Source organism: Moorena sp., assembly GCF_982860115.1.
The window spans coordinates 1-25,173 of record NZ_CEYLVT010000009.1; the positions used below are offsets into that span (position 1 = coordinate 1).

The window sequence follows — 25,173 nt, forward strand, 5'->3', positions numbered from 1 at the left end:
GATTCCCGTTCCCCTCCTGGGAGGGGTTAGGGGTGGGTTCCGATTCCCGATTCCCAATTACTCTGCGCCCATAAACTCCAAATAACTAGCACTCAACTCCTTGACTGCCAACTCATAAAACTGCTTACCATGTTGGGGTGTTGCTAAGGCTGGATTAGACCCCATACGACCATCGGGATAACGGCGACGAAAATCTGCGGCTCCATAAATTGGGTGTCCAGACGCAACGGTTTCTGAGAGGGGTGCTTGTTTAATTGCTTCGGGATAGAGATATTGGGTCAGTGCTACCTCAGAAGGAGTAGCATGGGAACCTTCTTGATCCCCATACAATTCTTTAGCTAATTTATAGACAGAACGGCACATAAACCAATTAGCTACCCGACACTGAACCCTTTCCCCATTAGGAATCTGTAAATCACTCAAGTGAGCGTAACTTTCAGAAAACGCTGCCTTAAGGGTAGCGATATTACCCCCATGACCATTGATAAAGAAAAACTTGGTAAACCCAGCTCTGGTCAAGCAAGTCAGATAATCTTTGATCACCTGAATTAATGTACTCGGTTTCAAACTGATGCTACCGGGAAAAGCTGTGTGGTGTAAGGCCATCCCGACATTAATGGTGGGAGCAACTAGGGCATTGGTTGCCTCAGACACACCTTTTGCGATCGCTTCTGCACATATTGCGTCGGTGCCAATCAACCCAGTTGGTCCATGTTGTTCCGTTGAACCAATGGGCAGAATAATCCCTTGTGATTGCTTTAGGTAAGCTTCAATTTCTGTCCAAGTACTCAAGTGTAACAGCATGGTTAATTTTAGAGCGTTAGTTGTTGTGGCATTTGCCCAACCTCTTGTTGCCAGTAGGTGCAGAGGTTTTGTTTGCCTATAATACTACCTACTAGGATTTTTGCTTATCGTTATTTTTTCTTAATTAGGCAAAATGGCTCCATAATCTATCCGCAGCCAGATAATATATTGGTAAAAATAAGGTTAATTGATCATTAAGTCAATATTCTGATTGACAGATGCATGGCACTGCTTGTATATCTTGACGTGTAACCTCAGTTACCAACTTTTCTTACTTTATGCTTGCTCTCGACATACCCCACAGTCCTTCAGGTTCAGAACTGACCAAGGCTAAACAAGTCTTAGTGGTGGAAGACGAAGAACTAATCCGAGAAATGATCGTCCTAGCCCTGGAAGAAGAAGGTTACGAGGTTTTAACTGCTTCGGACGGCGCTACAGCTTTGACTATGCTTCAGGATAGCGATCAAACTGGTTACTCTGTGGATTTGCTCATATTAGACCTAATGTTACCTCAGGTTAATGGTTTAGATCTGTGTCGGTTGCTACGTTATCGAGGAAATCCCATTCCGATCATGATTCTCAGTGCCAAAGCTAGTGAAACAGACCGGGTTTTAGGTTTGGAAGTTGGTGCAGACGACTACCTCACTAAACCGTTCAGTATGCGGGAGTTGATTGCTCGTTGCCGAGCCTTAATTCGTCGCCAACACTTGAATGGTATGACTCCAACACCAGTGCAGCAATTCCGAGAGATCAAGCTGTACCCCCAAGAGTGTCGGGTGACGGTTCGGGGAGAAGACGTTAATTTATCTCCCAAGGAGTTTCGACTTTTGGAGTTATTTATTAATCATCCCCGCCGAGTTTGGTCTCGGGAGCAATTAATTGATCAAGTATGGGGAATGGATTTTGTGGGAGATACTAAAACAGTGGATGTTCATATTCGCTGGTTACGGGAAAAATTAGAGGAAGACCCCAGTAAACCAGAATACCTGATCACTGTACGGGGTTTTGGTTATAGGTTTGGATAAATAATGAAAGAGAGATAAAGGATAGATAAAGGAGAGATAAAGGATAGATAAAATATCAAGAATCAAGGATAAATAATGAATGAAATATGAAGGAGAGATAAAGGATAAAGTAGTATAAAGTACGAAGTCCTTAATACTTCATATTGTTTTTTCTTATGATCCTCCTAGCATTTTTACTAGGTCTGGCTTTGGGAATTGGGCTGTGGCTGTGGCAGCAGCACCAACTCAAACGACGGCTACAGCAAATGTTGGGAACACTACAGGCGGATGCTACCAGCAACTCATTGTCAGCAGTTTCTCGTTTGCGGCAAGCGATCGCAAGAGCCAATCACCAACGAGAAGTGATGGAGCAGGAACTGCAAACCTGGCAAGAATTACTTCAGGTAGCCCCCTTAGGTTATTTTCTGGTGGATGAAGAAAACCAGTTACTATGGTGCAACCAGCAAGCACGTCAGTTATTACATATTCATGACTGGGAATCAGGAGAAATCCGGTTATTCCTGGAGTGGGTGCGTTCCTACGAATTAGATCAGCTGATTCAAACTACCCGTCAGCAGCAGCAACCTGGGATCTGTGAATGGGTATTTCACCCCAGTTGCTTAAATGGGGAAGCCATGGGTGAAATGCGATCGCTTTATCTAAAAGCTTCCAGTTGGCCCTTACCCCAGAAACAAGTTGGTGTGTTTCTGGAAAACCAACAACCTTTGGTAGAACTGGCTGAGTCTCGCAACCAGTGGTTTGGGGATTTAGCCCACGAACTAAGAACCCCATTAACCTCCATTAGTTTAGTGGCGGAAACGTTACAGAGCCGTCTGGAGGCTCAGGAAAGCCGCTGGGTGGAGAAAATGCTGACAGAAGTCAAACGCCTAATTCAGCTTGTGGAAGATTGGCTGGAAATTAGTAAACTCAAGCAAGACCCGACTCTACATCTTAACTGTCAATCCATAGAACTAAAGAGTTTAATTTTTAGGGTCTGGCAAACCTTAGAACTCCTAGCCCAACAGAAAGACTTAACCCTTGCCTATCATGGACCCAATCAAGTGTATCTGCAAGCTGATCCCTCTCGCCTGACTCAGGTGTTTCTCAATTTATTTGACAACAGTATTAAACACAGCCCATCTCAGGCTGCCATTAGAGTTGAGGTTAATGCTATCTCTTCCCAGAAGGCGGCTGTTTGCGATACTTGGATTCAAATTAAGGTGATCGACGCAGGAGATGGTTTTGCCGAGTCAGATTTACCCCGTGTCTTTGAGCGACTTTACCGGGGAGATCAGTCAAGGACTAGAGACCAGAGTAATTACAGTAATGGAGAGCCATTACCTGTTCGTGGTGGCAGTGGTCTAGGACTAGCCATTGTGCAGCAAATTATTGAGGCTCACGGTGGCTCTATCCTAGCCACCAATCACTGGGAAACAGGTGGTGCCTGTATAGAAATTGCACTTCCAGATACCACCAAAGGTTGATTAAATTTGCTATTACTAAGTGTTATAGTGTCTTATCCTGCTCGCCCTGGTAGGTTGTTTGGTTAAAGGTTAAAGGTTGAAAGTTAAAGGTTAAAGGTTAAAGGTTAAAAGTTGTTTGGTTGTTACCGTAGCGTGGCCAATAGGCCAAGGTTTAATAACCAGCTAACCTGTAACCAGCTAACCTGTAACCCCTAAACCCTTGATCTAAATACTGTCTGCTAATTTGTTCACCGGAAGGATGGCTAAGGGCGATTGGCCGTAGGCCACGCTACGCGATTGGCCGCAGGCCACGCTACGCGAACGCATCTACTCAAGATGTGCTGTTGGGCAGTGATTTATGTTACGGGAAAGCTTTTCTCCCCATGCATAAATTTAAAAAACAGGGGCTTCTAGTGTTCCCTTATCAATCTGATTTTATGGTGAGTTTATCATCTTCTCATACTAGTTCTGTGAGTAACATTTCTGAGCGTTCCCACTTCCAGCGCTCTCTGAAGCGTTTGGCACAAGATGTTTTGCGTATGGGGGCTCTGGTAGAGCAATCTTTTCGACTCAGCCATCAAGCCCTCTTTGAGCGCAATCTCGAGACTGCCCAACATCTTGCCTCTCTTGATAAGCGCATTGATGGCTACTATCACCAAATTGAGATGGAATGTGTCACCTTAATGGCTCTGCAATCTCCAGTTGCCCAAGATTTACGACTGCTGAGTGCCTTTATGCAACTGGTAAGAGACTTAGAGCGCATTGGTGATTATGCTGAAGACCTGGGAGAACTATCAATAAAGCTGTTTCCTTATCCACCCCATGCCTGTATGCCAGAGGTGGAACTGATGTCTCATCATGCCCAAGCTATGCTGGCAACAAGTTTGAAAGCCCTAGCGGATTTAGATGCCATTGCTGGGCAAACGGTCAAAAAGCTGGACGACACAGTAGACGATGCCTATGACCAACTGTATCAAACCTTGGCCAGTCAGCGGGATATCAAGGGTGTTGTTGAACCAATTCTTTTACTAGGATTAGTGATTCGCCATTTAGAACGAATGGCTGACCATGCTACCAATATTGGTCAACGAGTCTCTTATATTGTCACTGGTCACCGTTCAGGAGTTCTTCCTAGCCGTTAGGTTCACGAATTAAATAGAAATCCGATCTGAGTTTTTATATACCAGAACAAGCCAAGAGGGTAAAGATGGGTAAGAATTTGCTCCTCTTGCTTGTTGACGTCGCAATTAGGATTGCTATATCATATCCTAGCCAGATAATATGCTAGCTCTAAACATAAAAGTATTCTTCTTAACCTGACTATTACCAAAGCCTTACCTCCTCTTCAACCTCAACCGGTATTATCTAGAGCGCACAGACAGCTATTGCTCTGTTGCTTAAAAAGATTGGTATCCTACGTCACTACAATCGAGTATTTTTCTCGAAAAGCTAGCTCCCCTGAGCACACAAAAAATGATATGCTAATCCAGAGTTGTCCTATAACTAACGAATTTTAGTGGTTGTAGGAAAAAGTTGTGGGCTCAGTTGAGTCCAAGAGTGTTGTCTATTAGGTGTGAGGTTGATTGACAACTTATGTCAACAGTTTTTTGGAATACGATCAAATATAGTCCCGCTTTGCTAGGGGCTTCACTGCTGGTGGCTAACAGTGCTTATGGTGCTCCCAGCCTTGAGGAATCTTCTACTGAAACTCAAGTGGCTTCACAAGAGCTAACGGTTGCCCAGGCTACTGGTGAGTCTAACTCGGAAATCCTACAACAAATCAATATCTACAACAACGAGGGCAAGGATGTAGATTCGATAGACCAGGTCACCAGTGTTTCCCAACTGCGGGACGTATCTCCTGGTGACTGGGCTTATGAAGCTCTGCGCTCTCTGGTAGAACGGTATGGTTGTATTGCTGGTTATCCTAACCGCACATTCCGTGGAAACCGGGCAACTACCCGTTATGAATTTGCGGCTGGTTTGAATGCTTGCTTGAACCAAATTGAGCGGTTAATTGCGGCTAGCACGGCAGACTTTATTACCAGGGAAGACCTGGAAACCCTGCAACGGCTGATTCAGGAGTTTGAAGCGGAACTAGCTACCCTAGGGGCACGGGTGGATAACCTAGAAGGTCGGGTGGCTTTCCTAGAAGACCATCAGTTCTCTACCACCACCAAACTAAAAGGGGAAGTTCTGTTTACCTTTGCTGGTGCCTTTGGGGATCAAAAAGCTGATGGTAGTGGGGATGGCATTGATGAAAACATTACCTTAAGCAACCGGGTACGTCTGAACTTCGATACCAGCTTCACTGGTAAAGACCGGTTGAGAACTCGTTTGCAGGCAGGTAACTTTACTAGGCTCAGTGATGTCACTGGTACCGACATGGCTCGCTTGGGTCATGATGCCGGTGGTGGCAACGATGTTGAGATTAATGACTTGTACTACCGTTTCCCTATTGGTAAGAAATTCAGGGGTTATGTGGGAACCACTGGCCTTGACTTGAATAACATTTTCGACCCCACCAACCCCTTCCTGGCAAGCAGTGGCAGTGGTGGCTTATCTCGGTTTGTCCGCCGTAACCCCCTAACCCTTCGCGGAGCAGAGGGAGCAGGTGCCGGTTTCAGCTATAAATTTAGTGATGCCTTGAAACTATCAGTACTTTATTTGGCTGATGATGGTGATGCTCCTAGTCCTGCTCAGAAAGATGGACTTTTCAATGGTGCCTATAGTGCTGGTGCTCAACTGGGTATTTCACCCATTGATAACTTGGATTTATCTTTGATCTACATCCGTAGCTACCAGCCAGGAGACGATGTCAATCTTTCCGGTAGCACAGGTAGTAGCATTTCCAAGCGCCCCTTCGGCAGGGTGGCTACCTCTGCCAATCGCTTTGGAGCACAAGCGAGTCTTCGCCTGACCTCACAAATTCACCTAGGCGGTTGGTTTGGTTATATTGATGCTGAAGCCGAAGATGATGGCAATGGTGGGCTAACTGAAGAAGGTGATAATGCTGACATCTTCACCTGGGCAGCTAACTTGTCTTTCATAGATTTAGGCAAAGAGGGAGCTGTGTTCAGTATTGCCGGGGGTATGCCACCTAGGGCTAGCGAAGTTGATGGTGACAATCCAGAAGATGAAGATACTTCCTACCTGATTGAGGCACAGTACAAATTCCCCATTACCAAGAACATCCTGATTACTCCAGGAGCCTACGTGATTTTTAATCCTAATCACAATGATGGTGATGATGATACGATTTGGGTTGGAGCCATCCGTACCACCTTTAAATTCTAGGTAAAAATACTAGCTAAAAATTCTAGTTAAAAATTCTAAGGTTTGCTATCAGCTATCTGCCGTCAGTTATCAGCAGATAGCTGACTAGTTTTAGGATAAACCTTTACCTTCCCTACAACCTCAACCGGTATAATCACACTTCGGACAGACCCCATTGCTCTGTTGCTTAAGAAAATTGGTATTTTAAGTGACTAAAATCGAGGATGAGTATCTTTCTCGAAAAATCACACAATAAGTGATATGCTAATCCAGAGTTGTCCTATAACTACCGAATTTTAGTGGTTGTAGGAGAAACTTGCGGACTGCGTTGAGTCCAAGAGTGTTGTCTACTAGGTGTGAGGTTGATTGACAACTTATGTCAACAAGTTTTTGGAATACGATCAAATATAGTCCCGCTTTGCTAGGGGCTTCGCTGCTGGTGGCTAACAACGCCTATGGTGCTCCCAGCCTTGAGGAATCTTCTACTGAAACTCAAGTGGCTCCACAAGAGCTAACCGTTGCTCAGGCGACCAGTGAGTCTAACTCGGAAATTCTACAACAAATCAATATCTACAACAACGAGGGCACAAATGTAGATGAGCTAGACCAGGTCACCAGTGTTTCCCAACTGCGGGACGTATCTCCTGGTGACTGGGCTTATGAAGCTCTGCGCTCTCTGGTAGAACGGTATGGTTGTATTGCTGGTTATCCTAACCGCACATTCCGTGGAAACCGGGCAACTACCCGTTATGAATTTGCGGCTGGTTTGAATGCTTGCTTGAACCAAATTGAGCGGTTAATTGCGGCTAGCACGGCAGACTTTATTACCAGGGAAGACCTGGAAACCCTGCAACGGCTGATTCAGGAGTTTGAAGCGGAACTAGCTACCCTAGGGGCACGGGTGGATAACCTAGAAGGTCGGGTGGCTTTCCTAGAAGACCATCAGTTCTCTACCACCACCAAACTCAAAGGGGAGGTTCTGTTTACCTTCGCTGGTGCCTTTGGGGAAGAACAAGCTGATGGTAGTGGGGATGACTTTGATCAAAACATTACCTTAAGCGATCGCGTACGTCTGGTTTTCGATACCAGCTTCACTGGTAAAGACCGGTTGAGAACTCGTTTGCAGGCAGCAAACTTCACTAGTCTCAGTGATGTGACTGGTACCGATATGGCTCGCTTGGGTCATGATGAGGGTGGTGGCAACGATGTGGAAATTAGTAAGTTGTACTACCGTTTCCCCATTGGTGAAAAATTCACGGCTTATGTGGGAACCGTTGAGCTTGAGATAGAGGACATTTTCGACCCGACCAACCCCTTCCTGGAAAGCAGTGGCACTGGTGCGTTATCCCGGTTTGTCAGCCGTAACCCCCTAACCCATCGGGGACCAGAGGGAGCAGGTGCCGGTTTCAGCTATGAATTTAGTGATGCGGTGAATCTATCACTGCTTTATCTAGCTGATGGTGGTGATGCGCCTAGTCCGGCTCAGGGAGATGGATTGTTCAATGGTGCCTATAGCGCTGGCGCTCAACTGGGTATTTCACCCATTGATAACTTGGAGATATCTTTGACCTACGTCCGTAGCTACCAGCCAGGAGAGGATGTCAATCTTTCCGGTAGCACTGGTAGTGACCTGGCCAGGGAGCCTTTTGGCGAGACCGCTACCTCTGCCAATCGCTTTGGAGCACAAGCCAGTTTTCGCCTGAGCTCACAAATTCACCTAGGCGGTTGGTTTGGTTATCTTGATGCGATCGCAGAAGATGATAATGGTAATGTCGAAGAAGGTGACAATGCTGACATTATCACTTGGCTAGCCAGCCTGTCTTTCCTTGATGTAGGCAAAGAGGGAGCTGTGTTCAGTATTGCCGGGGGTGTGCCACCTAAGGCTACGGAAATTGATGGGGGTGACGAAGATGATGATACGTCCTACCTGATTGAGGCACAGTACAAATTCCCGATTAGCAAGAACATCCTGATTACTCCAGGAGCCTACGTGATTTTCAATCCTAATCACGATGATGACAATGATACGATTTGGGTTGGAGCAATTCGTACCACCTTTAGATTCTAGGGTTTTAATTCTAGTTAAAAATTCTAGTTAAAAATTCTAGGGTTTGCTATCAGCTATCTGCTGATAACTGACAGCAGATAGCTGATTTGTTTATGAGAAAGCGTTACCTACTTTTCAACCTCAACCGGTATAATCGCACTTCGCACAGACAGCCATTGCTCTGTTGGTTATGGAGACTGGTATCTTAAGTGACTAGAATCGAGGATGAGTATCTTTCTCGAAAAATCACACAAGAAGTGATATGCTAATCCAAAGTTGTCCTAGACATAACTAATAGTGTTGTCTACTAGGTGTGAGGTTGATTGAGAAAGCATGTCAACAGTTTTTTGGAATACGATCAAATATAGCCCCGCTTTGCTAGGGGCTTCGCTGCTGTTGGCTAACAACGCCTATGGTGCTCCCAGCTTTGAGGAATCTTCTACTGAAACTCAAGTGGCTCCACAAGAGCTAACCGTTGCTCAGGCGACCAGTGAGTCTAACTCGGAAATTCTACAACAAATCAATATCTACAACAACGAGGGCACAAATGTAGATGAGCTAGACCAGGTCACCAGTGTTTCCCAACTGCGGGACGTATCTCCTGGTGACTGGGCTTATGAAGCTCTGCGCTCTCTGGTAGAACGCTATGGCTGTATTGCTGGTTATCCTAACCGCACATTCCGTGGAAACCGGGCAACTACTCGTTATGAGTTTGCGGCTGGTTTGAATGCTTGCTTGAACCAGATTGAGCGATTAATTGCGGCTAGCACCGCTGACTTTATTACCAGGGAAGACTTGGAAACCCTGCAACGGCTGATTCAGGAGTTTGAAGCAGAACTGGCTACCCTAGGGGCAAGGGTTGATAACTTAGAAGGTCGAGTAGCTTTCCTAGAAGACCATCAGTTCTCTACCACCACCAAACTCCAAGGGGAGGTCATATTTACCTTCGCTGGTGCCTTTGGGGAAGAACAAGCTGATGGTAGTGGGGATGACTTTGATGAAAACATTACCTTAAGCAACCGGGTACGTCTGAACTTAAATACCAGCTTCACCGGGAAAGACCGGTTGAGAATTCGTTTGGAGGCAGGAAACTTTACTCAACTCAGTGATGTGACCGGTACCGACATGGCTCGCTTGGGTCATGATGCGGATAGTGGCAACGATGTTGAAATTCCTGACGTGTTCTACCGTTTCCCCATTGGTACAAAAACCACGGCTTATGTGGGAACATCTGGGCTTGCTATAGATGACCCTTTTGACCCGACGAACCCCTTCCTGGAAAGCAGTGGCACTGGTGGCTTATCGCGGTTTGTCCGCCGCAACCCCGTAACCCTTCGCGGACCAGAAGGAGCAGGTGCCGGTTTAACCTATGAATTTAGTGATGCGGTGAATCTATCACTACTTTATCTAGCTGATGATGGCGATGCGCCTAGTCCTGCCCAAGGAGATGGATTGTTCAATGGTGCCTATAGCGCTGGCGCTCAATTGGGGATTTCCCCCATTGATAACTTGGAGATATCTTTGACCTACGTCCGTAGCTACCAGCCAGGAGAGGATGTGAATCTTTCCGGTAGCACTGGTAGTGACTTGGCCAAGCAACCCTTTGGGGAGACGGCTACCTCTGCTAATCGCTTTGGAGCACAAGCGAGTCTTCGCCTGAGCTCACAAATTCACCTAGGCGGTTGGTTTGGTTATGTTGATGCTGAAGCGGAAGATGATAATGGTGCGGTGGAAGAAGGTGACAATGCTGAAATCTTAACTTGGTCAGCTAACCTGTCTTTCCTGGATTTAGGCAAAGAGGGAGCTGTGCTGAGTTTTGCTGGAGGTGTGCCACCTAAGGCTACCGACATTGATGGTGCTGATGAAGATGATGATACTTCTTACCTGATTGAGGCACAGTACAAATTCCCCATCACCCAGAACATCACGATTACTCCAGGAGCCTACGTGATTTTTAATCCTAATCACGATGATGACAATGATACGATTTGGGTTGGAGCGATCCGTACCACCTTTAGATTCTAAGTAAAAATTCTAGGTGTTGCTATTAGCTGTCAGTTATCAGCTGATAGCTGACAACTCTAGGATATCGATTAGCTAAAAGCCATCTTGCTTTAGTAAAAATCATCCCGACTTCTCTTGGAGGTCGGGGTTTTTCTGCTTGGGTATCAAAATGCTAGAATTTACCTAAGACTCAGGTAACAGGTGCTCTGCTATGAATGTCATAAAAATAGGATCATTTCTATCACTGGGCATTATATTCGCACTAACTGGTAATCGGGTTAGCGCCCTGCCTGGTCAGAGGACTGATCAAGTTGCTGCATGGATTAACGGTCACCCCACCCTACGGCCTGGTATTGGAGATGGCTTAGTAGTGCGCAAAAGTGATACAGCTGGGGAACGATTTACCTTTCAAGCCACTGTCTTGCCTCCTGGTAGCATCTCTTATCCAAAAGACCGGAGTACCATTCGCAGTGAACGCATTGCTATCCATGACCAAGTGAATGGGGTAACCCTCGAACGCCTGGAGGAATCCCTGCGCACTGTCTATGGTCCAGAGATTTATCGAGATTACAATAGCGCTGAGTTTGTATACACCTATCCTTCTCCAGAAATCTTAGAGTTATCACGGCGACAAAACCTACCACTGTGGTCAGCTGAGCAGGGTCAACTTTTGTTAGGAGAACAATACGGTTATTGGATAGAAATAACTCAAAATGATAGCGGCAAGGCTTTCAATGGGCAACTTACGGTTTTCTTGAAAGAGGATTTAGGGAAACTAGAAACAGAATTGCGGGGACGGTAGGTGAGTCTTAAGAAGAAGGGAGTAGGGAGTATCGACTAACTGATAGCACCTGCATGGCTTTTGAACTTCTGTCGTGCCTGCTCTTGCTGCTCTGGAGACAGCATCGTAGTGCTAACCGTTCCGTCCTGTCTGCTGACAACGGCGACTATCCAATCCGTTATGGATATTCCTACTGCATTGGCCTTACGCTGTAGGTTGGCGTAGACTTCATCGCTGATTTCTAGAGTGAGCTGCTGACTCATAGGTGTTAGGCAATTAGCTATATCAAGCAATTATAGCTTTTGGGTTTGCTATTAGCATTGAGCTATCAGCATTCAGCTTATGTGCTACGCACACGCTACGCGAACAGCATTCAGCTTATGTGCTACGCACACGCTACGCGAACAGCATTCAGCACTTTCCACACTGCCCACACTTCTATAAATTGCCGTAACCCAGCAATAGTAAGGGATTTAAGCTGTCTTAAGATTTACTTAATAAACAGTTTCTTAAACTTTGTATAAAATAGCAAGAGAAACTACTGATCAGAGCTTGACAAATCTGTGAAAGGGTGCATCTCGGTGTTGCAGCAACACTAGGCTCGAAAGCTTAAACCCTGATTAGACCGTTAGACTATGAGATGCACCAGTGTCAAAGAACTGCTGAAGCAGGGAAATCAACAAATTCTTGAAGGGCAGTATCAAAAGGCATTAGAGACGTTTCAGGAAATCATTGGGCTAGAGCCACAGAATTTTGAGGCATGGTGTACCTTGGGGTTAGCCCAGGGTTGGTTAGACCAAGATCAAAATGCGATCGATTCCCACACTCAAGCTCTTCAAATTAAACCTGATTACATTCTTGCTCTGGCTCTAAGGGGAGTAAGCTATCAATCAATCGGTCAAGCTGAATTAGCCCAGCAAGATTTTGAACGGGCAATTTCAGTAGAGCCTCAAAATGCTGAAGATTGGCACGATCGAAGTATTGCGCTGTCGAAATTGAAAAGAGACCATGACGCTCTTGAAGCTTTGGATAAGGCGATCGGGATTGATCCAGAAAACCCTCGCTTTTGGCAATTTAGGGGTTCCATACTCTCATACTTGAAACGGGATGACGAAGCGATCGCTGCCTACGATAGAGCGTTAGAAATTTGCCCTCGGTATTTGTATTGCTGGTATCGTCTAGGGATAGCTCTTTACAACAGTAAAGATTATGAAAAAGCGATTGTCAGCTTTGATAAAGCCTTAGAGATTGAGCCAGATGATTTATTATATTTAAACAATTGGTATTGGCGAGGCTTTACTTTAGAAAAATTAAGCCGTCATGAAGAAGCAATTGTTAGCTATGATCGTGCCCTCGAAATCAACTATAGTGATCATAATGTATGGTTTCAAAGAGCCTATGCTTTAGCAAAGCTAGCCCGCTATGAAGAAGCGGTATCTAGTTTTGCTAAAGTTATAGAAATATCTCCTAATCATTACTATGCATGGCTTAACAAAGCGACCTGTTTACGAGCTTTAAATCAGCATGAGGCTGCTATTAAGAGTTATGACTCCGCGATTAAACTATCAAATGATAATTATTTCCCGTGGGTTTCACGTGGAAACAGCTTATTCAACTCTCAACGATATAACGAAGCCATTGCTAGCTATGATCAGGCTCTAAAAATTCAGCCGGATAATTACGCTGCTTGGTTATGGCGTAGTTCGGCATTGGCGAAATTAAAAGAATTTGATCAAGCGCTGGTTAGTTTTGATAGAGCCATCAAAATTGAACCAGAAAATCATTTGATCTGGTATAATCGAGGAATAACTTTATATTTAATAGGACAGCTTGAAGAAGCATTGAATTCTTTTCAGCAATCTCTCAAACTTGACTCTCAATTTAAAATGGCTTGGGCAAACCAAGGGCATATACTTACTGACTTGTATCGCTATGAAGAATCATTAGCATCATATAATCGTGCGATCGCTCTTGATTCAGAATATGCTGACTTTCACAACGGCAGAGGATGGGCACTGACTGGGCTAGGCTTCTATAATGATGCACTAGCTGCCTACGATCAAGCCTTGCAGAATGATCAACAATGTTGGCAAGCTTGGAGAAACCGAGGTTGGACAATCTATCGCTACCGAGGTCTTGATGAAGCTTTAAAAGCTTGGGATGAAGGGCTACTTAAACTGAAGCCAGAACACCCTAATTATGCTATGGCTTGTGCAGAACTGCACTGCGCCAAAGGATGGGCTCATGATGAGCAGGGGAAAAAGCAAGCAGATTGCTTCTCCCACTGGCGCAAAGCCAGAAATTACTACCAAAGAGCTCTGAGACTTTTAGATGGGCCTAATTATAGGGAAAGATATTTAGACATTTTGAAAGATCTAATTAAAGTTCTGCTGGGATTAGGAGAAAGTGATCAAGCAAATCAATTAGGACGACAGGGCACTGCGTTACTGCAACGGTTATTGAGTGAAACAGTTGACCCACTTAAGCAACAACAACTTGCCCTGAAATATGCTAGCTTTGAGCAGTTGACAGTAGATTACTATGTCCAATCTGGTCAACTCGTTAAAGCATTAGAAACCGCTGAAACAGGCAAGAATACCTGTTTATCTTGGTTACTCTCGGCTCACAGCGGTGAAGCTAATAGTTTAGAGCAAGAACAAGTAGGGCAATTACTGAATCCTTCAACAGCTATCGTTTACTGGCACCTGAGTCCAGCTAGTATCACTACATTTATCTTGACATCGGATACTGAAATTCCTGCTATCCTTCCTGAGGATGATGTAGAAACCAGCCAAGAAAAACCAGAACAGCTACCCCAAGCCTATCGACAATTGTTAGAATTTGAAACATGGGTGACTAACTGGAATCAGCGCTACACAGATTATGGGAAAGCGCAGGATAAAACAGCACGAGAAAATCATCGATGGCGTACCAAAATGTCTGAGCAACTGGAACGGTTGAAGCAAATACTAAAGATTCCAACTATTGTTGCTCAACTTCCCAGTAGCGTTAGCCAAATTATTCTGATTCCCCATCGTGATCTTCACCGCTTTCCCCTTCATGTTCTTTTTCCTGATAACTTCACTTTAACCTACCTCCCCAGTCTTCAAATGGGGCTGAATTTGAAAGGGCAAACACGAGGTGAAGGGTCGATTTCCGGTCTTTTAAGCGTTGAAGCTCCCAACAATACAACAGCAAAACAGCACCATCTAATTGACGGTTTGTATGCAGTGGCAGAATGTCAGTTGATTGCCCAGATGTTCCCAACTACAACCATTCAATCTGATCAAGCAACTAAAGAAAAAGTTAGTGACATGCTTCAGCAAGCCTATCATGGATTTCATTTTTCCGGACATGCTGCATATAACTTCAACAATCCGAAAACGTCTGCCCTATACCTTACGGGAGAAGACCATCTTACTGTTGTCGATATTTGTGGAGAAATTCCCTTAGTAAAAGACAACAGTTTAGTTTGCCTTTCTGCCTGTGAAACCGCTGTTACTGGCAACCAAACCATTACGTCTGAATACGTGGGATTAGTCAGTGGATGTTTACGTGGTGGTGCCCACAACGTTGTGAGTACCCTGTGGACAGTGCAATCGATTTCTAGCTTTCTGCTAATGGTTAAATTCTATTCACTACTGAAGGATGGGACAGCTGCTGCGATCGCATTGGGAGAAGCCCAACGCTGGCTCCGGGATGCTAATTACCAGACTTTGATAGCGTTTCTCAAGACACTGCTTGCAACTTACACTTCACTGAATGGAGATACTTGCAGTTTCTTGGAGACAGAGATTTACAGGTTTAGTAAAAAGCCTCAAGATGAGCGACCGTTCGCTCATCCTTACCATTGGACAGGATTTACTCTCACTGGTTTACCTTTACAGCTATAAATAACATCGCTATGAATAATCCCCTTGCTGCAATTACCCGAGATGCTTTTTTGGTAGCGCTAGCTCAGTTAGACTCACCTTTGCCGCCGGATTTACAGCGGCAACTCAATGAAATGTCTGATCAACCTGATACAGATAAACTGAGTGCGATCGCTAAAAACTACCCACCGCTCCATCAGCTTTATCAACAAGCCCGTGAGGTTTTTCAAGAGTATGATAGCGAAAGCCGCAAAGGACCGATTCCAGCAAAACCAGATGAAAAGGCAGAATCACTGATTGGCGAACAATCCAATGATGTATTTCGAGCGAGTAACTCTGTTGAGGCAGCTAAACAAGAAGCCGAAAAACCAAGTCGCCTAAGCAAACTTCTTCAACTGATCAAGCAGCGGAAATCATGAGCGAACCAGAGCTAATTTGTCCGACCATCGATCTGTTTCTTTATGACCTGCGAGAAGGGTTTGGGGATAATGATCAGCAAATTCAGAACAGCCGCTACTATTTCTGGCGCAAAATTTACCACGACTTAAACAATCTCGATCCAAGTATACGAAATCAAAAATTAAATCAAAAATTAAGAGTAGAGGGAGCTGCTGAAGAAAATGCTGAGGCTCGTTACGTGGAGCTTTTGGGAGCAAAACGAGTTCGCAAATTTGAAGCAGGCTTAGATGGTCACTACTATCCTATCCAGTTTGAAGATACTTATGGGCTATTAGTGGATTGTTCTGGCCATAAACGTGATCGTCCCTACTTGCCCAAGCCTATTGGTGAGCTAGAGGATATCAATAAACAAATTCAGCAGCACATTCAAGACGATGCTTTAGAATCCACAGCTTCTTCAATGAATGAACTTGGGCGTACTTGGTTGATTTGGGGACAGTTAGTCAATAATCAGCAGGATAACCAAGCAATTGCTGAAAAATGTTACACAAAATTAGTCAATAAACCTGATTGGGACAAGGATTTAAATGGTAAAGGTAAATTATTAGGAGGAGAAATTTACGAGTTATGGCGACACTCTGGTAATGATAATAGCAAATACGCTCATGTGCTAATTTGCTTATTTCCTGCTGATGACTCTATGGAATCTATTCGCGGAGCTATTAGCAAGATTTACTTCGATTTAATGCGTTTATTCTGCTTTCGTCATAAAATTATCTGGGCTTATCACCAAACTCGACAATTACGAAAAAGTATTAAAGCTGACTTTGCCGTAATCAAGCAACTAACTGAACAAGCCTCCAATCAAGTGGCGAATGCTAACATTTCAGCACTGCAAATAGATCTAACCAAAGCCCTTGAAATTCTATCACGATATTCACCTAATTTAACGGCGCTCTATTACCAAGGTAGAACCATTGAGATTAATTTGGCTAATTATCAGAAGCGCCTTAAGAAAATTTCTGATCAATCTCCTCAAACAGACTTAGGGTTTCAAACTAAGTTTCTAGAAATCATTGCACCCCAGTATCAGGGTGAAATTAAAGCTGATCAGGAACGGTTTGAGCGAGGATTAACACTGCTTCAAAATTTGCTAGAGGCGAATCGAGGGCGGATTGAGCTTTATCAAGCAGATCGAGACCGACGCTTTGAGCAGATGATTGCGATCGCTGGTTTTGGATTAGCTACTAGCCAAATTGCTGCTGCAATTATTATTGCTCAAAACCCCCCTAAGTCTGAAGTTCCTGTTGTTATGACTCCTGCTTTTTGGAAAAGCCTGGGCATTGGCATTGGTGTTGCTTTAATAGCATGGTTTATTCTAAGGCAGCTCTTTCGCCGCCGTTAAGCTAAGGAATTAGTGTCAGCTAATGCGCTACGCGCACGCTACGGGAACAGCTATCAGCTATTTGCTGACCGCTGACGGCTGAATGCTTAGGTACAAGGGTTTATTTCTAACTAGAACTTTCTGAAGTTGGATTAAATAATTCCCACAATCCAACAAACCCCACAAAAAACGTATAAATGCCATAGGTTATAGGATTTTTATCACAACTGTCAGCTTTAAAAGCAGCGATTACACCTTCAATGAAATGGGAGATTAGAGCGAAACTTCCTAGCCACAAGGCATAATAGAGTTTACTTGGTAGAGAGCCATCGCTTAACTGTAAATAAATATACCATATCTCTAGAATTAAAGCGCAAGTAATTAAAATAGTAGATGTTAGTTTAATTAGATAAAATAATTGCTTTTTCATGATCAGATTATCCTGATTTTAAACCCAGACTATAAACTAGTTTACCTATGTTACTCTGATAGATAGCGTTTGTATCTGGGTTGTAAACACAGGAATTGCCTTGCGCGTAGCGCTATATTACCCCTATTTTATACTCCCTGCTCCCTTTGCTATGCTAAGAACGACGTGGTACTAAGTTCAGCAAAACATCAGCAATAGCCTGGGAAATTGGTAAGCCAGGGCAAAGCTCAAGCCAGAAGAATTCTCCCACTGGATTGACCTCAAGAAATACATGGCGACCATCGGGAGTTAGAATAATATCAATCGCGCCATAGTTCAAGCCAAAGTAATCCATTAGCTTCAGCAACTTTTCTTCCAGATCCTGGGGCAGCTGATAGGGCTGCCAAGCGTTTAGGGAATCAACGCCCCGTCGCCGCCAGTCATAACGAGCACCTGGAAACTGTTGAGAGTCTATCGAAGCAGTAAACACTTGCTTACCTAAAATTGTGGTTCGTAACTCTAGGGTCTTAGGAAGATGTTCCTGAAAGGTCATTGGACAGAACCTTAGCCCATCCAAGTTGTGCAAATCCTCTGGTTTAACAGGATTGGTAAACACTACCTGCTCCTCTCCCTGCTGATCATAGATGGCAAAGGATGAAAGCATCTTGGTGATTATACCTGACTCACATTCTTTGGCAAATTCCACCACTGCTGCAGGATTATTGGTGGTCAGGTTAAGGGGAGTATCTATCCCGAGTTCCCGTGCTACTTTTAGCTGTAACTGCTTATTCTTGGCTTGCTCAACCACAGCAACCCGATCCAAGTGGAAGCCATCGATACTGGCAATCATACCTTGGATAGTTACACGAGATTCTTGTATAGAGGCTTGCCGCATTTGCGGATCCATCGTGCTGGGAATTCTTGCCCCCATGGCAATGCGTCGATACCAAACTGCTGAGACCTCCTGCAAATCTAGCTTTTCTTCCTCAGACTTCAGGATTAGTCTTTCTGTATTCTTACCGTCTTTATTCTTACCGTAATAGACATCTAGTTGGACTTCCGTGGGAAATCGGTCAGTGTCAAATCGAAAGGCTTTCCCCCCTTTTTCTTCAATGGCTTTTACCACTAGGGGAATGCTTTCGTTGTCTTGGCTATGGGTAATAATTAAAACTGTCATTGTTAAGTATCTAGCGTTTTTATCTTGGTTGTGAACAGAATTCCTTAGGGAAAGGCAATAGGCAATAGGCAATAGGCAATAGTTAATCAACTATATAGTTGATTAAAAAAATAAGTAATTTTAGTTGTATTTTAATGACGCCTAAATCCACACACTATATATAGTTATATTTTGGATAATTTTATATAATTTTAATGTCAATTAAGCATGAATTATAAATGGTGTAAAAATTCAGTCATCTATAGCATTGTTGTAATTATATATTACGGTATTTTTTGACGATAATTATATAAAGCTTCTCTTGATTATAGCGTTTTTATTTTAATGAGGTACACAGTTTTTTTCCCTGTTGCCTATTGCCTGTTGCCTGTTGCCTGTTGCCTATTGCCTGTTGCCTATTGCTAGCATGCCTATTGCCTGTTGCCTGTTGCCTGTTGCCTATTGCCTGTTGCCTATTGCTAGCATGCCTATTGCCTGTTGCCTGTTGCCTTTTGCCTTAATTGACAACGTCAGACAATAAGGCTTGTGCGATCGCATCAGAAATCGGGTAACCCAAATCTCGCTCTAGCATGCCCCATTCGCCAGTGGGGTTAACTTCTAGGAAGACATACTCACCGTCTGGGGTGACAATCATATCAATAGCGCCATAGGTTAGTCCCAACCTTGCCATCAAAGCATTCAGGCCATGGGCAACCTCACTGGGCAATTGATCAGGTTCCCAAGGACAGTCTTCTGGTTTAGCAGAGCGCCAATCCATCGTTGTTGCAGAATACCGAGAAGCATCGAGAGCTCCTACATATAAATTTCCCGCCACGAATGCTATTCGCAACTCCCGCTGTTTAGGAATCTCCTCTTGGAAGACCATGGGGCTATAGCGCAACATTTCTGCCTCTTGGAGGTCTTTCTCTTTCACAACGCTGGTATATAGGAAAAAAGAAGAAGCTTCCATACTATAGGAAAGAGGAGTAAGCAACTTAGCTACCATCTTTCCTTCAACCTCCGCGAAGAAACCCCGCATCCGATCTGGATTATTCGTGACCAGAGTGCGGGGAACGAGCAGACCAACTTCATTAGCAATTCTGAGTTGACGTGGTTTGTTTTCTGCCTCTCGGATTCGTTCTAACCTATCTACCCAACGAGCATGGTTGAGATTATCTAAGAAACCATCAATCGTTGCTAATGATTCCCTAACGCAAGCGTCTTGGAATTGGGGAGCTAAGTCTGGGCTGACTTGTGGATGCCAGAGTCGGCGCATCCATACCCCCTGCACGTCTTCGGTTGTAATTGAGTGTCCACTATAGTCTAACTGGTAACTAAGCCCCTCGCTACTGATTCCGGCTGCTAGTTGCACCTTAGTGGGAAATTGATCTGTATCGAAGCGAAAGGGTTTAGCCCCTCGTTTTGATAGGGCTTCCGCCACTCTATCAATAGTGAAGTAATCATTACTGTGGGTTATTAATAGAATTATATCACGGGATCGGTTCATATACCTAAATGGTGAAGAATAAATAACGCTTCAATACATAACACTCAGCCCAAAGCTAATCGCTGAGGGCTGATCGCGGGTTTCAAAAGCTCAGTTGACGCAAAGCGAGAAATAGTATCGGTAATTATTTCAACTACCCCTTCCTAATCGAGTACCCTAATCGAGTACACCCTTGGGAAGGGGATTGTGTCTACAGTCCACCTCCAATCTAAGTACCAAGATAGGTATAGCCTTTGGCAATCCCCTCAGTCTAGAGTTTTGGTTTCATCCTGGGACACATCAGGGACGGTTGAAAGTCGCCCCGTCCTCTCAAAGTCTTGCCTCAAGAGGAGAGTTCTCAGTGCGATATTCTTTGCTCCGACTAAATCAGCATGTAGTTTGTATCCACAAGCCATGCAATCAAAATCTAATCCTTTATTGGGTCGATTGGCTTTACTGGTGTAACCACAACGAGGACATGACTGGGAGGTAAAATCAGCATCAACTCTAATCGCTAAAGCGCCTCCCAAAACGGCTTTATAGTCAATGAAGTAATGTAACTTAGTAAACTCCCAAATCCTTTTATTTATATGGGGTTTACACAGTTTTATAGATGGGTCATGGCCTAGTTGTATTAGCTTAATTTTATCAGGATTATGGGTAATATTTTCTAGACCAATCAATGAGCCAGAAATCACTACACGTTTGGCAATACAGTGATTAATATCAGCGTTAAACCGTCTCTCTCGTTTTGACAGGACTATCAACCGTCTGGTAGCCGAACGAGTGCCTTTTTGCTGTAGAGTTTGTTTCGTTTTATAGTAACGATTAGCTCTATGAATTACTGACTTGCCAGAAAAGAAACTAGCTGTGTTATTCGTATCAACAGTTACTGCTAGATAGCGCTGACCTACATCCACACCAACAACACGTTTGATCGCTTCAGGTTTAATATCGGGTAAATCCAACTCTAAGCTTACTAGTAAATAGTAAGTCTTGGTTGTTTCAGCATAGTAAATTATTGCTGTACCTATTTTGGCAACACCTGAATGAATCAAGTCTAAGTGTTTTTGATATCCGGAGTAGTCAACTTTTATGCGACCTTCTAAGGTAACTAAGCTAGCTTTACCTTTAACAAACGAGTAGTCACGCTTGTAACTAAACGTACAAGTCCGAGCTATGAATTTAGGAGGGGTATCTAACCCTTGGTACCGCTTGTTGGTAATGCCGGATTTTAAGTGAGTAGCATTACGCTCTACTTTGATCCAGAGATTTTTATAGATTGCAGCTACCTGTCGAGGTACATTACATGCCATTTGGGCTGGTAACCTAAAGCGTTCTCGAATGTCGTAGTAAACCTGCTTTTGTAACTTAGCCGCATAGGAAATTTTGCCTTTGTCAAACGCCAATTTCGATGTATAGTTCAAGGCATCACGATAGGCTAAAGTAACTGCACGAAGCTTTTCTTTTTGCTCCGGTGTGCAGTTCAACTTCAGCTTTGCTGTAATTACCTGCTGCATCCAATTTTTGACCTTTGTTAATTGTGTTATAGCAGTTATAAATAACGCTATAGTCAACCAGACACGATATTACTTCTGGTGAGCATCTTCAAAATCAGAGGGGAACTTTAGGGTCACAATTTGACCACCACCACCATCTTCTTGATCCGATGGGAACTTCTCAGTCACCATTGGACCACCGCCACCCTCTTCGTGATCTGAGGGATACTTCTTAGTCATGACTGGACCACCACCACCCTCTTCTTGATCGGAGGGGTACTTCCGAGTAAAGCATCCGACACTATCTTCCCAATCAGAGGGGTACTTCCGTGTCATCGCAAATCCGCGACCGCCTCTAACATCATCCATTTCTTCTTCAGATAGCTCTTCGCACCATTGCCCTTCTAGGTAGCGAGCAAAAAAAGGAACTGCTTGGGAATTTTCTTCTGGTTTGTCCATATTAGACATGGCTTTAAACTCCTAGTAGATAAATAAGATGTGGGGAAATAGGAGATAGGATGTGGCTAAGTATGAGTATATCCATGAATAGACCCATGAATAGACACAACTATTTTCCTATAAATCTATTAAAAGCCATGCCTCCCTAGCTGTAACGCCAAATTGGCGAAAATTTTTAATTGAAACCTAAAATAAATAAGTTAGGCTCTGGGTAGATTCTTCCCCATTTTCCAGATATCCCCGGTCTGAAAATATTACACGGATTGCTATATTTCCTCATTATCCGATGGGGCCTTCATAGTCACAAAATCCTCATTATCCGATGGGTACTTCATAGTCACAGATACATCATCTCGAAACTTAAAGGTTACCCCCGACCAATCTTCCCGATCAGATGGGGACTTTATGGTAAGACGGCGAATAGGAAATTGACTACCCCCTTTGACAGCTTCCATTTCTTCCTTAGATAAGTCTTCACGAAATTGTCCCTCTAGGTAGCGGGCAAAGAAGGGAACTGCTTGGGAATTTTCTTCTGGATTGTTCATGTCTGACATCGTAAAATTACTCCTAGATAATTGATTGAATTTACTTGCTAGTTAAACTAGCCCTTAGCAAAGGGATTATAGATTATTAAGTAGGTAGTAGAGAATAAAAATCCTCAAATTTTCTACATAAAGTGATATTACATGATGAAAATTTCCACTTAACTAAACCCTTAAGACTTGATAGTTTCCAAGGATTACGTAGTATATTAGCAATGAAAATTGATTCTACCCTTAATAATTAATAAAAAATAGGACATAAAAATAACAATTATGTCTCATAGTCCTAGGAATCTCTTTGTAGTCCTACTTTGAACCATTGGTGTTTTTTTTAGTAATGGGTAATGGTACGAGAGTAATCACAATTACCTTACCCATTACCCAAGCCTGAAAATACCGATGCTATCTGGATATCAAAGAAATAAAGACGATTGTGAGCCCATCTCCGGATATCTCCATCTTGTTAATGTGGTGGACACAGGAAATTCTTGACTTCTTCAGGAATTGTCTCAAAATGCTCCAGAAGGAAATCCATTATGGCCAGATGGTACAAATCGATTGGCATGGGAGAGCGATAGTTATTACCTCTGGCAAACCAGCGCTGTACTGTAGCTTCCGAACGGGAGCAAATACAGGCGATGACCTCGTAAGTCACTAACCATTTGCCATAAAACTGTTGTGGTGTCATCCCCAATTGGCAGTTACTGTAGCGCTGAATTAAGGCTTGGTCTTTTTCGGTTAGAGGACGGGGCTTTTTCATAAAGCCTCCTCTACTGCTAGAGTTTCTAAATCTTGTTCCCAGGCTAGTACGGTTATGGCTGGTGAAGTCCAAAAGTATAGCGCTAGCGCAAAATGAGGTGGCAAATCCGCCACTGACAGCGATGTCGGGTATAGCGATATAAGGGATCTATGACTATACCCCAGTTCATAGTCAGTGTGGGACAGGCTAGAAGCCTGTTCCACAGTTTCTTGGTAGGGGTGAGCCTCACCATCAGGGTGAAATGGTTTTAGCATAGGATGTATCTCCAAGTGTTAATGGAGGAGCCAGAAGCCAGCGTAGAGGGTCTAAAGTTTCCGCTGGCTTCTTTCTATCTCCTTATCTCCTTACTTTAATAATAACACAAAACACGGAAGTAATGCAAAAATGTTAAAAAACTTAAAAACCTAATTTGGGAGGAAGGTGGATTGCTTTGCGACCATTCAAAATTATCAATTCAAAATTAAAAAATACCCCTGAATTCATTTCAGGGGCTTGTATCCGTGTCTTGATGCAGTCGCTCATGGGGGAAACCACGCCAGTTGCTCATGGGGGGAACCCCCATGACCGCACTGGCTCCCCAAGACCGCGCTGCATCGCTTGTCAACAATTCAAAATTATAAGGCTAGTAATTTTGTAAGCAGTCAGCCGTCAGCCGTGAGCTAAAAGCTCACGCTGCGCGAACAGCCGTCAGCTTTTAGCTCACGCTACTAGATCGGTACTTAAAATAAAACTAGAACGAGATAATTTAATAATTCCAGATTCATGAGAATTGAGAGTCTGGGTAAAAATCCATGACTCGTGGCACAGACTTCGATACTGATAGCACCTCAAGTAGCGTGCGCGTAGCGCTAATCGCTGTTCGCTGATAGCTTATGTAATTTTGAATTTTTAATTTGGCATTTTGAATTTAAAAAAAATAACCTTTCCCTTAATTAACAGACCAGGGATCACTAATCTCAGAATTAACTGACCATGGATCACTAATCTCAGGTATTTCCATAGCTTGTCGTCTGTGTTGCTGCTGTTGAATCCGATCGAGAGTACCAGTGGGAATAGAAGCAATCAGCTGACGAGTATAATCCTGCTGAGGTTCTCGATAAATACTGTCAGCGGAACCAATTTCTTCAATTTTGCCCTGGTTCATTACCATAATGCGATCGCTCATGAATTTGACTACACTCAAGTCATGGGAAATGAAGATATAGGTTAACCCGAAATCCTCCTGCAATTGTTTCAGCAAATTCAGGACTTGTGCCTGTACGGAAACATCTAGAGCAGAAACGGATTCATCACAAATGATAAACTTAGGATTAAGAGCGAGTGCCCTAGCAATACAGACCCGCTGGCGCTGACCTCCAGAAAATTCGTGAGGATAGCGATTCATCCAGTCAGGATTTAAATCCACTCGCTCCAACAACTCAGCCACGCGATCGCGTTTTTCCTTACTATTACCCCCAACACTATGAATCAATAGGGGTTCCATCACTGCTTCCCCAATCTTTAGTCGTGGGTCGAGGGAACTAAAGGGATTCTGAAACACAATTTGCATTTCACGGCGTAATTGCCGTAAACCCATACCCTTGATTTTGGTAATCTCTTTACCATCAAAGTGTACTTCTCCACTCATTGGTTCAATCAAACGCAGCAATGTTCGTGCTAAGGTAGATTTTCCACAACCGGATTCTCCTACTAACCCCAAGGTTTCACTGGGATAAACATCAAAGGATACTCCATTGACTGCCATCAGATAGCGTTTCGTCCCGCCAAATATGCCTCGAATGGGAAAACCTACTTGTAAGTTACGAACTGAAACTAATGGTGGTGTGGT

The 25,173-nt window shown here is 43.8% G+C and carries 22 protein-coding genes; 11 read left to right on the top strand and 11 right to left on the bottom strand.

Annotated features, from left to right (window positions below; genetic code table 11):
• Positions 1-57: 57 nt before the first annotated feature.
• Entirely contained in the window at positions 58-804 is a 747-nt protein-coding gene (locus AC4II3_RS02805; protein WP_488016937.1) for a creatininase family protein, read from the bottom strand.
• A 278-nt stretch (positions 805-1,082) separates the two neighbouring features.
• On the opposite strand from AC4II3_RS02805, the gene AC4II3_RS02810 reads away from it, so the two are divergent.
• From AC4II3_RS02810 to AC4II3_RS02840, 7 genes are all read left to right on the top strand, one after another.
• Entirely contained in the window at positions 1,083-1,829 is a 747-nt protein-coding gene (locus tag AC4II3_RS02810; RefSeq protein ID WP_488016935.1) for a response regulator transcription factor, read from the top strand.
• 155 nt (positions 1,830-1,984) lie between these two features.
• A complete protein-coding gene (locus tag AC4II3_RS02815; RefSeq protein ID WP_488016933.1) occupies positions 1,985-3,292 on the top strand; it encodes an ATP-binding protein in 1,308 nt (435 codons plus the stop codon).
• A 416-nt stretch (positions 3,293-3,708) separates the two neighbouring features.
• Positions 3,709-4,413, top strand: coding sequence for a phosphate signaling complex protein PhoU (phoU, locus tag AC4II3_RS02820; RefSeq protein ID WP_488010515.1), 705 nt, complete (start codon positions 3,709-3,711; stop codon positions 4,411-4,413).
• 451 nt (positions 4,414-4,864) lie between these two features.
• Positions 4,865-6,568 (top strand): iron uptake porin, encoded by a 1,704-nt coding sequence (locus AC4II3_RS02825; RefSeq protein ID WP_488010498.1) that lies wholly within the window; start codon positions 4,865-4,867, stop codon positions 6,566-6,568.
• Positions 6,569-6,923: 355 nt separating this feature from the next.
• Positions 6,924-8,615 (top strand): iron uptake porin, encoded by a 1,692-nt coding sequence (locus tag AC4II3_RS02830; RefSeq protein ID WP_488010499.1) that lies wholly within the window; start codon positions 6,924-6,926, stop codon positions 8,613-8,615.
• A 312-nt stretch (positions 8,616-8,927) separates the two neighbouring features.
• The gene (locus tag AC4II3_RS02835; protein WP_488010500.1) at positions 8,928-10,619 is read left to right on the top strand and encodes an iron uptake porin; all 1,692 of its coding nucleotides are present in this window, start codon (positions 8,928-8,930) and stop codon (positions 10,617-10,619) included.
• A gap of 190 nt (positions 10,620-10,809) precedes the next feature.
• Positions 10,810-11,400, top strand: coding sequence for a hypothetical protein (locus AC4II3_RS02840; RefSeq protein WP_488010501.1), 591 nt, complete (start codon positions 10,810-10,812; stop codon positions 11,398-11,400).
• Between the two features lie 35 nt (positions 11,401-11,435).
• Here the strand turns inward: AC4II3_RS02840 and AC4II3_RS02845 are convergent, their stop codons facing one another.
• The gene (locus tag AC4II3_RS02845) at positions 11,436-11,642 is read right to left on the bottom strand and encodes a hypothetical protein (RefSeq protein ID WP_488010502.1); all 207 of its coding nucleotides are present in this window, start codon (positions 11,640-11,642) and stop codon (positions 11,436-11,438) included.
• A 372-nt stretch (positions 11,643-12,014) separates the two neighbouring features.
• Between AC4II3_RS02845 and AC4II3_RS02850 the strand changes: the two genes are divergently transcribed.
• The 3 genes from AC4II3_RS02850 to AC4II3_RS02860 are packed head-to-tail and all read left to right on the top strand — an operon-like array spanning position 12,015 to position 17,055.
• A complete protein-coding gene (locus tag AC4II3_RS02850; RefSeq protein WP_488010503.1) occupies positions 12,015-15,272 on the top strand; it encodes a CHAT domain-containing protein in 3,258 nt (1,085 codons plus the stop codon).
• A gap of 11 nt (positions 15,273-15,283) precedes the next feature.
• Positions 15,284-15,670, top strand: coding sequence for a hypothetical protein (locus AC4II3_RS02855; RefSeq protein ID WP_488010504.1), 387 nt, complete (start codon positions 15,284-15,286; stop codon positions 15,668-15,670).
• On the top strand, positions 15,667-17,055 hold the full coding sequence (locus AC4II3_RS02860) for a hypothetical protein (RefSeq protein WP_488010505.1): 1,389 nt from the start codon (positions 15,667-15,669) through the stop codon (positions 17,053-17,055). The genes AC4II3_RS02855 and AC4II3_RS02860 overlap by 4 nt, the downstream gene beginning before the upstream one ends.
• Positions 17,056-17,161: 106 nt before the next feature.
• Here AC4II3_RS02860 and AC4II3_RS02865 read toward each other — a convergent pair whose 3' ends face one another.
• On the bottom strand, positions 17,162-17,464 hold the full coding sequence (locus tag AC4II3_RS02865; protein WP_488010506.1) for a hypothetical protein: 303 nt from the start codon (positions 17,462-17,464) through the stop codon (positions 17,162-17,164).
• Between the two features lie 154 nt (positions 17,465-17,618).
• Positions 17,619-18,620 (bottom strand): MvdD family ATP-grasp ribosomal peptide maturase, encoded by a 1,002-nt coding sequence (locus tag AC4II3_RS02870; RefSeq protein ID WP_488010507.1) that lies wholly within the window; start codon positions 18,618-18,620, stop codon positions 17,619-17,621.
• Between the two features lie 349 nt (positions 18,621-18,969).
• Between AC4II3_RS02870 and AC4II3_RS02875 the strand changes: the two genes are divergently transcribed.
• On the top strand, positions 18,970-19,140 hold the full coding sequence (locus AC4II3_RS02875; protein WP_488010508.1) for a hypothetical protein: 171 nt from the start codon (positions 18,970-18,972) through the stop codon (positions 19,138-19,140).
• Here AC4II3_RS02875 and AC4II3_RS02880 read toward each other — a convergent pair.
• The 7 genes from AC4II3_RS02880 to AC4II3_RS02910 form a co-directional block, all read right to left on the bottom strand.
• Positions 19,117-20,106 carry an MvdC family ATP-grasp ribosomal peptide maturase gene (locus AC4II3_RS02880; protein WP_488010509.1) on the bottom strand — a complete coding sequence of 330 codons (990 nt, stop codon included), beginning with the start codon at positions 20,104-20,106 and terminating at the stop codon, positions 19,117-19,119. The two genes, AC4II3_RS02875 and AC4II3_RS02880, sit on opposite strands and share 24 nt — an antisense overlap.
• A gap of 245 nt (positions 20,107-20,351) precedes the next feature.
• The gene (locus AC4II3_RS02885) at positions 20,352-21,605 is read right to left on the bottom strand and encodes an RNA-guided endonuclease InsQ/TnpB family protein (RefSeq protein ID WP_488010510.1); all 1,254 of its coding nucleotides are present in this window, start codon (positions 21,603-21,605) and stop codon (positions 20,352-20,354) included.
• Positions 21,606-21,674: 69 nt separating this feature from the next.
• Positions 21,675-22,052, bottom strand: coding sequence for a microviridin/marinostatin family tricyclic proteinase inhibitor (locus AC4II3_RS02890; protein WP_488010511.1), 378 nt, complete (start codon positions 22,050-22,052; stop codon positions 21,675-21,677).
• A 257-nt stretch (positions 22,053-22,309) separates the two neighbouring features.
• Positions 22,310-22,597, bottom strand: a complete 288-nt coding sequence (locus AC4II3_RS02895) for a microviridin/marinostatin family tricyclic proteinase inhibitor (RefSeq protein WP_488010512.1) — start codon at positions 22,595-22,597, stop codon at positions 22,310-22,312.
• 451 nt (positions 22,598-23,048) lie between these two features.
• Positions 23,049-23,345 (bottom strand): helix-turn-helix domain-containing protein, encoded by a 297-nt coding sequence (locus AC4II3_RS02900; protein WP_488010513.1) that lies wholly within the window; start codon positions 23,343-23,345, stop codon positions 23,049-23,051.
• Positions 23,342-23,599 carry a hypothetical protein gene (locus AC4II3_RS02905; protein ID WP_488010514.1) on the bottom strand — a complete coding sequence of 86 codons (258 nt, stop codon included), beginning with the start codon at positions 23,597-23,599 and terminating at the stop codon, positions 23,342-23,344. The genes AC4II3_RS02900 and AC4II3_RS02905 overlap by 4 nt, the downstream gene beginning before the upstream one ends.
• A 674-nt stretch (positions 23,600-24,273) precedes the next feature.
• Positions 24,274-25,173: ABC transporter ATP-binding protein (locus tag AC4II3_RS02910; protein ID WP_488010688.1), on the bottom strand; the 900-nt coding region annotated here is incomplete at its 5' end.

Coding starts and splice junctions, on each gene's coding strand:
- AC4II3_RS02805 (WP_488016937.1), bottom strand. CDS start 804: ATGCTGTTACACTTGAGTACTTGGACAGAAATTGAAGCTTACCTAAAG.
- AC4II3_RS02810 (WP_488016935.1), top strand. CDS start 1,083: ATGCTTGCTCTCGACATACCCCACAGTCCTTCAGGTTCAGAACTGACC.
- AC4II3_RS02815 (WP_488016933.1), top strand. CDS start 1,985: ATGATCCTCCTAGCATTTTTACTAGGTCTGGCTTTGGGAATTGGGCTG.
- phoU (WP_488010515.1), top strand. CDS start 3,709: ATGGTGAGTTTATCATCTTCTCATACTAGTTCTGTGAGTAACATTTCT.
- AC4II3_RS02825 (WP_488010498.1), top strand. CDS start 4,865: ATGTCAACAGTTTTTTGGAATACGATCAAATATAGTCCCGCTTTGCTA.
- AC4II3_RS02830 (WP_488010499.1), top strand. CDS start 6,924: ATGTCAACAAGTTTTTGGAATACGATCAAATATAGTCCCGCTTTGCTA.
- AC4II3_RS02835 (WP_488010500.1), top strand. CDS start 8,928: ATGTCAACAGTTTTTTGGAATACGATCAAATATAGCCCCGCTTTGCTA.
- AC4II3_RS02840 (WP_488010501.1), top strand. CDS start 10,810: ATGAATGTCATAAAAATAGGATCATTTCTATCACTGGGCATTATATTC.
- AC4II3_RS02845 (WP_488010502.1), bottom strand. CDS start 11,642: ATGAGTCAGCAGCTCACTCTAGAAATCAGCGATGAAGTCTACGCCAAC.
- AC4II3_RS02850 (WP_488010503.1), top strand. CDS start 12,015: ATGAGATGCACCAGTGTCAAAGAACTGCTGAAGCAGGGAAATCAACAA.
- AC4II3_RS02855 (WP_488010504.1), top strand. CDS start 15,284: ATGAATAATCCCCTTGCTGCAATTACCCGAGATGCTTTTTTGGTAGCG.
- AC4II3_RS02860 (WP_488010505.1), top strand. CDS start 15,667: ATGAGCGAACCAGAGCTAATTTGTCCGACCATCGATCTGTTTCTTTAT.
- AC4II3_RS02865 (WP_488010506.1), bottom strand. CDS start 17,464: ATGAAAAAGCAATTATTTTATCTAATTAAACTAACATCTACTATTTTA.
- AC4II3_RS02870 (WP_488010507.1), bottom strand. CDS start 18,620: ATGACAGTTTTAATTATTACCCATAGCCAAGACAACGAAAGCATTCCC.
- AC4II3_RS02880 (WP_488010509.1), bottom strand. CDS start 20,106: ATGAACCGATCCCGTGATATAATTCTATTAATAACCCACAGTAATGAT.
- AC4II3_RS02885 (WP_488010510.1), bottom strand. CDS start 21,605: ATGCAGCAGGTAATTACAGCAAAGCTGAAGTTGAACTGCACACCGGAG.
- AC4II3_RS02890 (WP_488010511.1), bottom strand. CDS start 22,052: ATGTCTAATATGGACAAACCAGAAGAAAATTCCCAAGCAGTTCCTTTT.
- AC4II3_RS02895 (WP_488010512.1), bottom strand. CDS start 22,597: ATGTCAGACATGAACAATCCAGAAGAAAATTCCCAAGCAGTTCCCTTC.
- AC4II3_RS02900 (WP_488010513.1), bottom strand. CDS start 23,345: ATGAAAAAGCCCCGTCCTCTAACCGAAAAAGACCAAGCCTTAATTCAG.
- AC4II3_RS02905 (WP_488010514.1), bottom strand. CDS start 23,599: ATGCTAAAACCATTTCACCCTGATGGTGAGGCTCACCCCTACCAAGAA.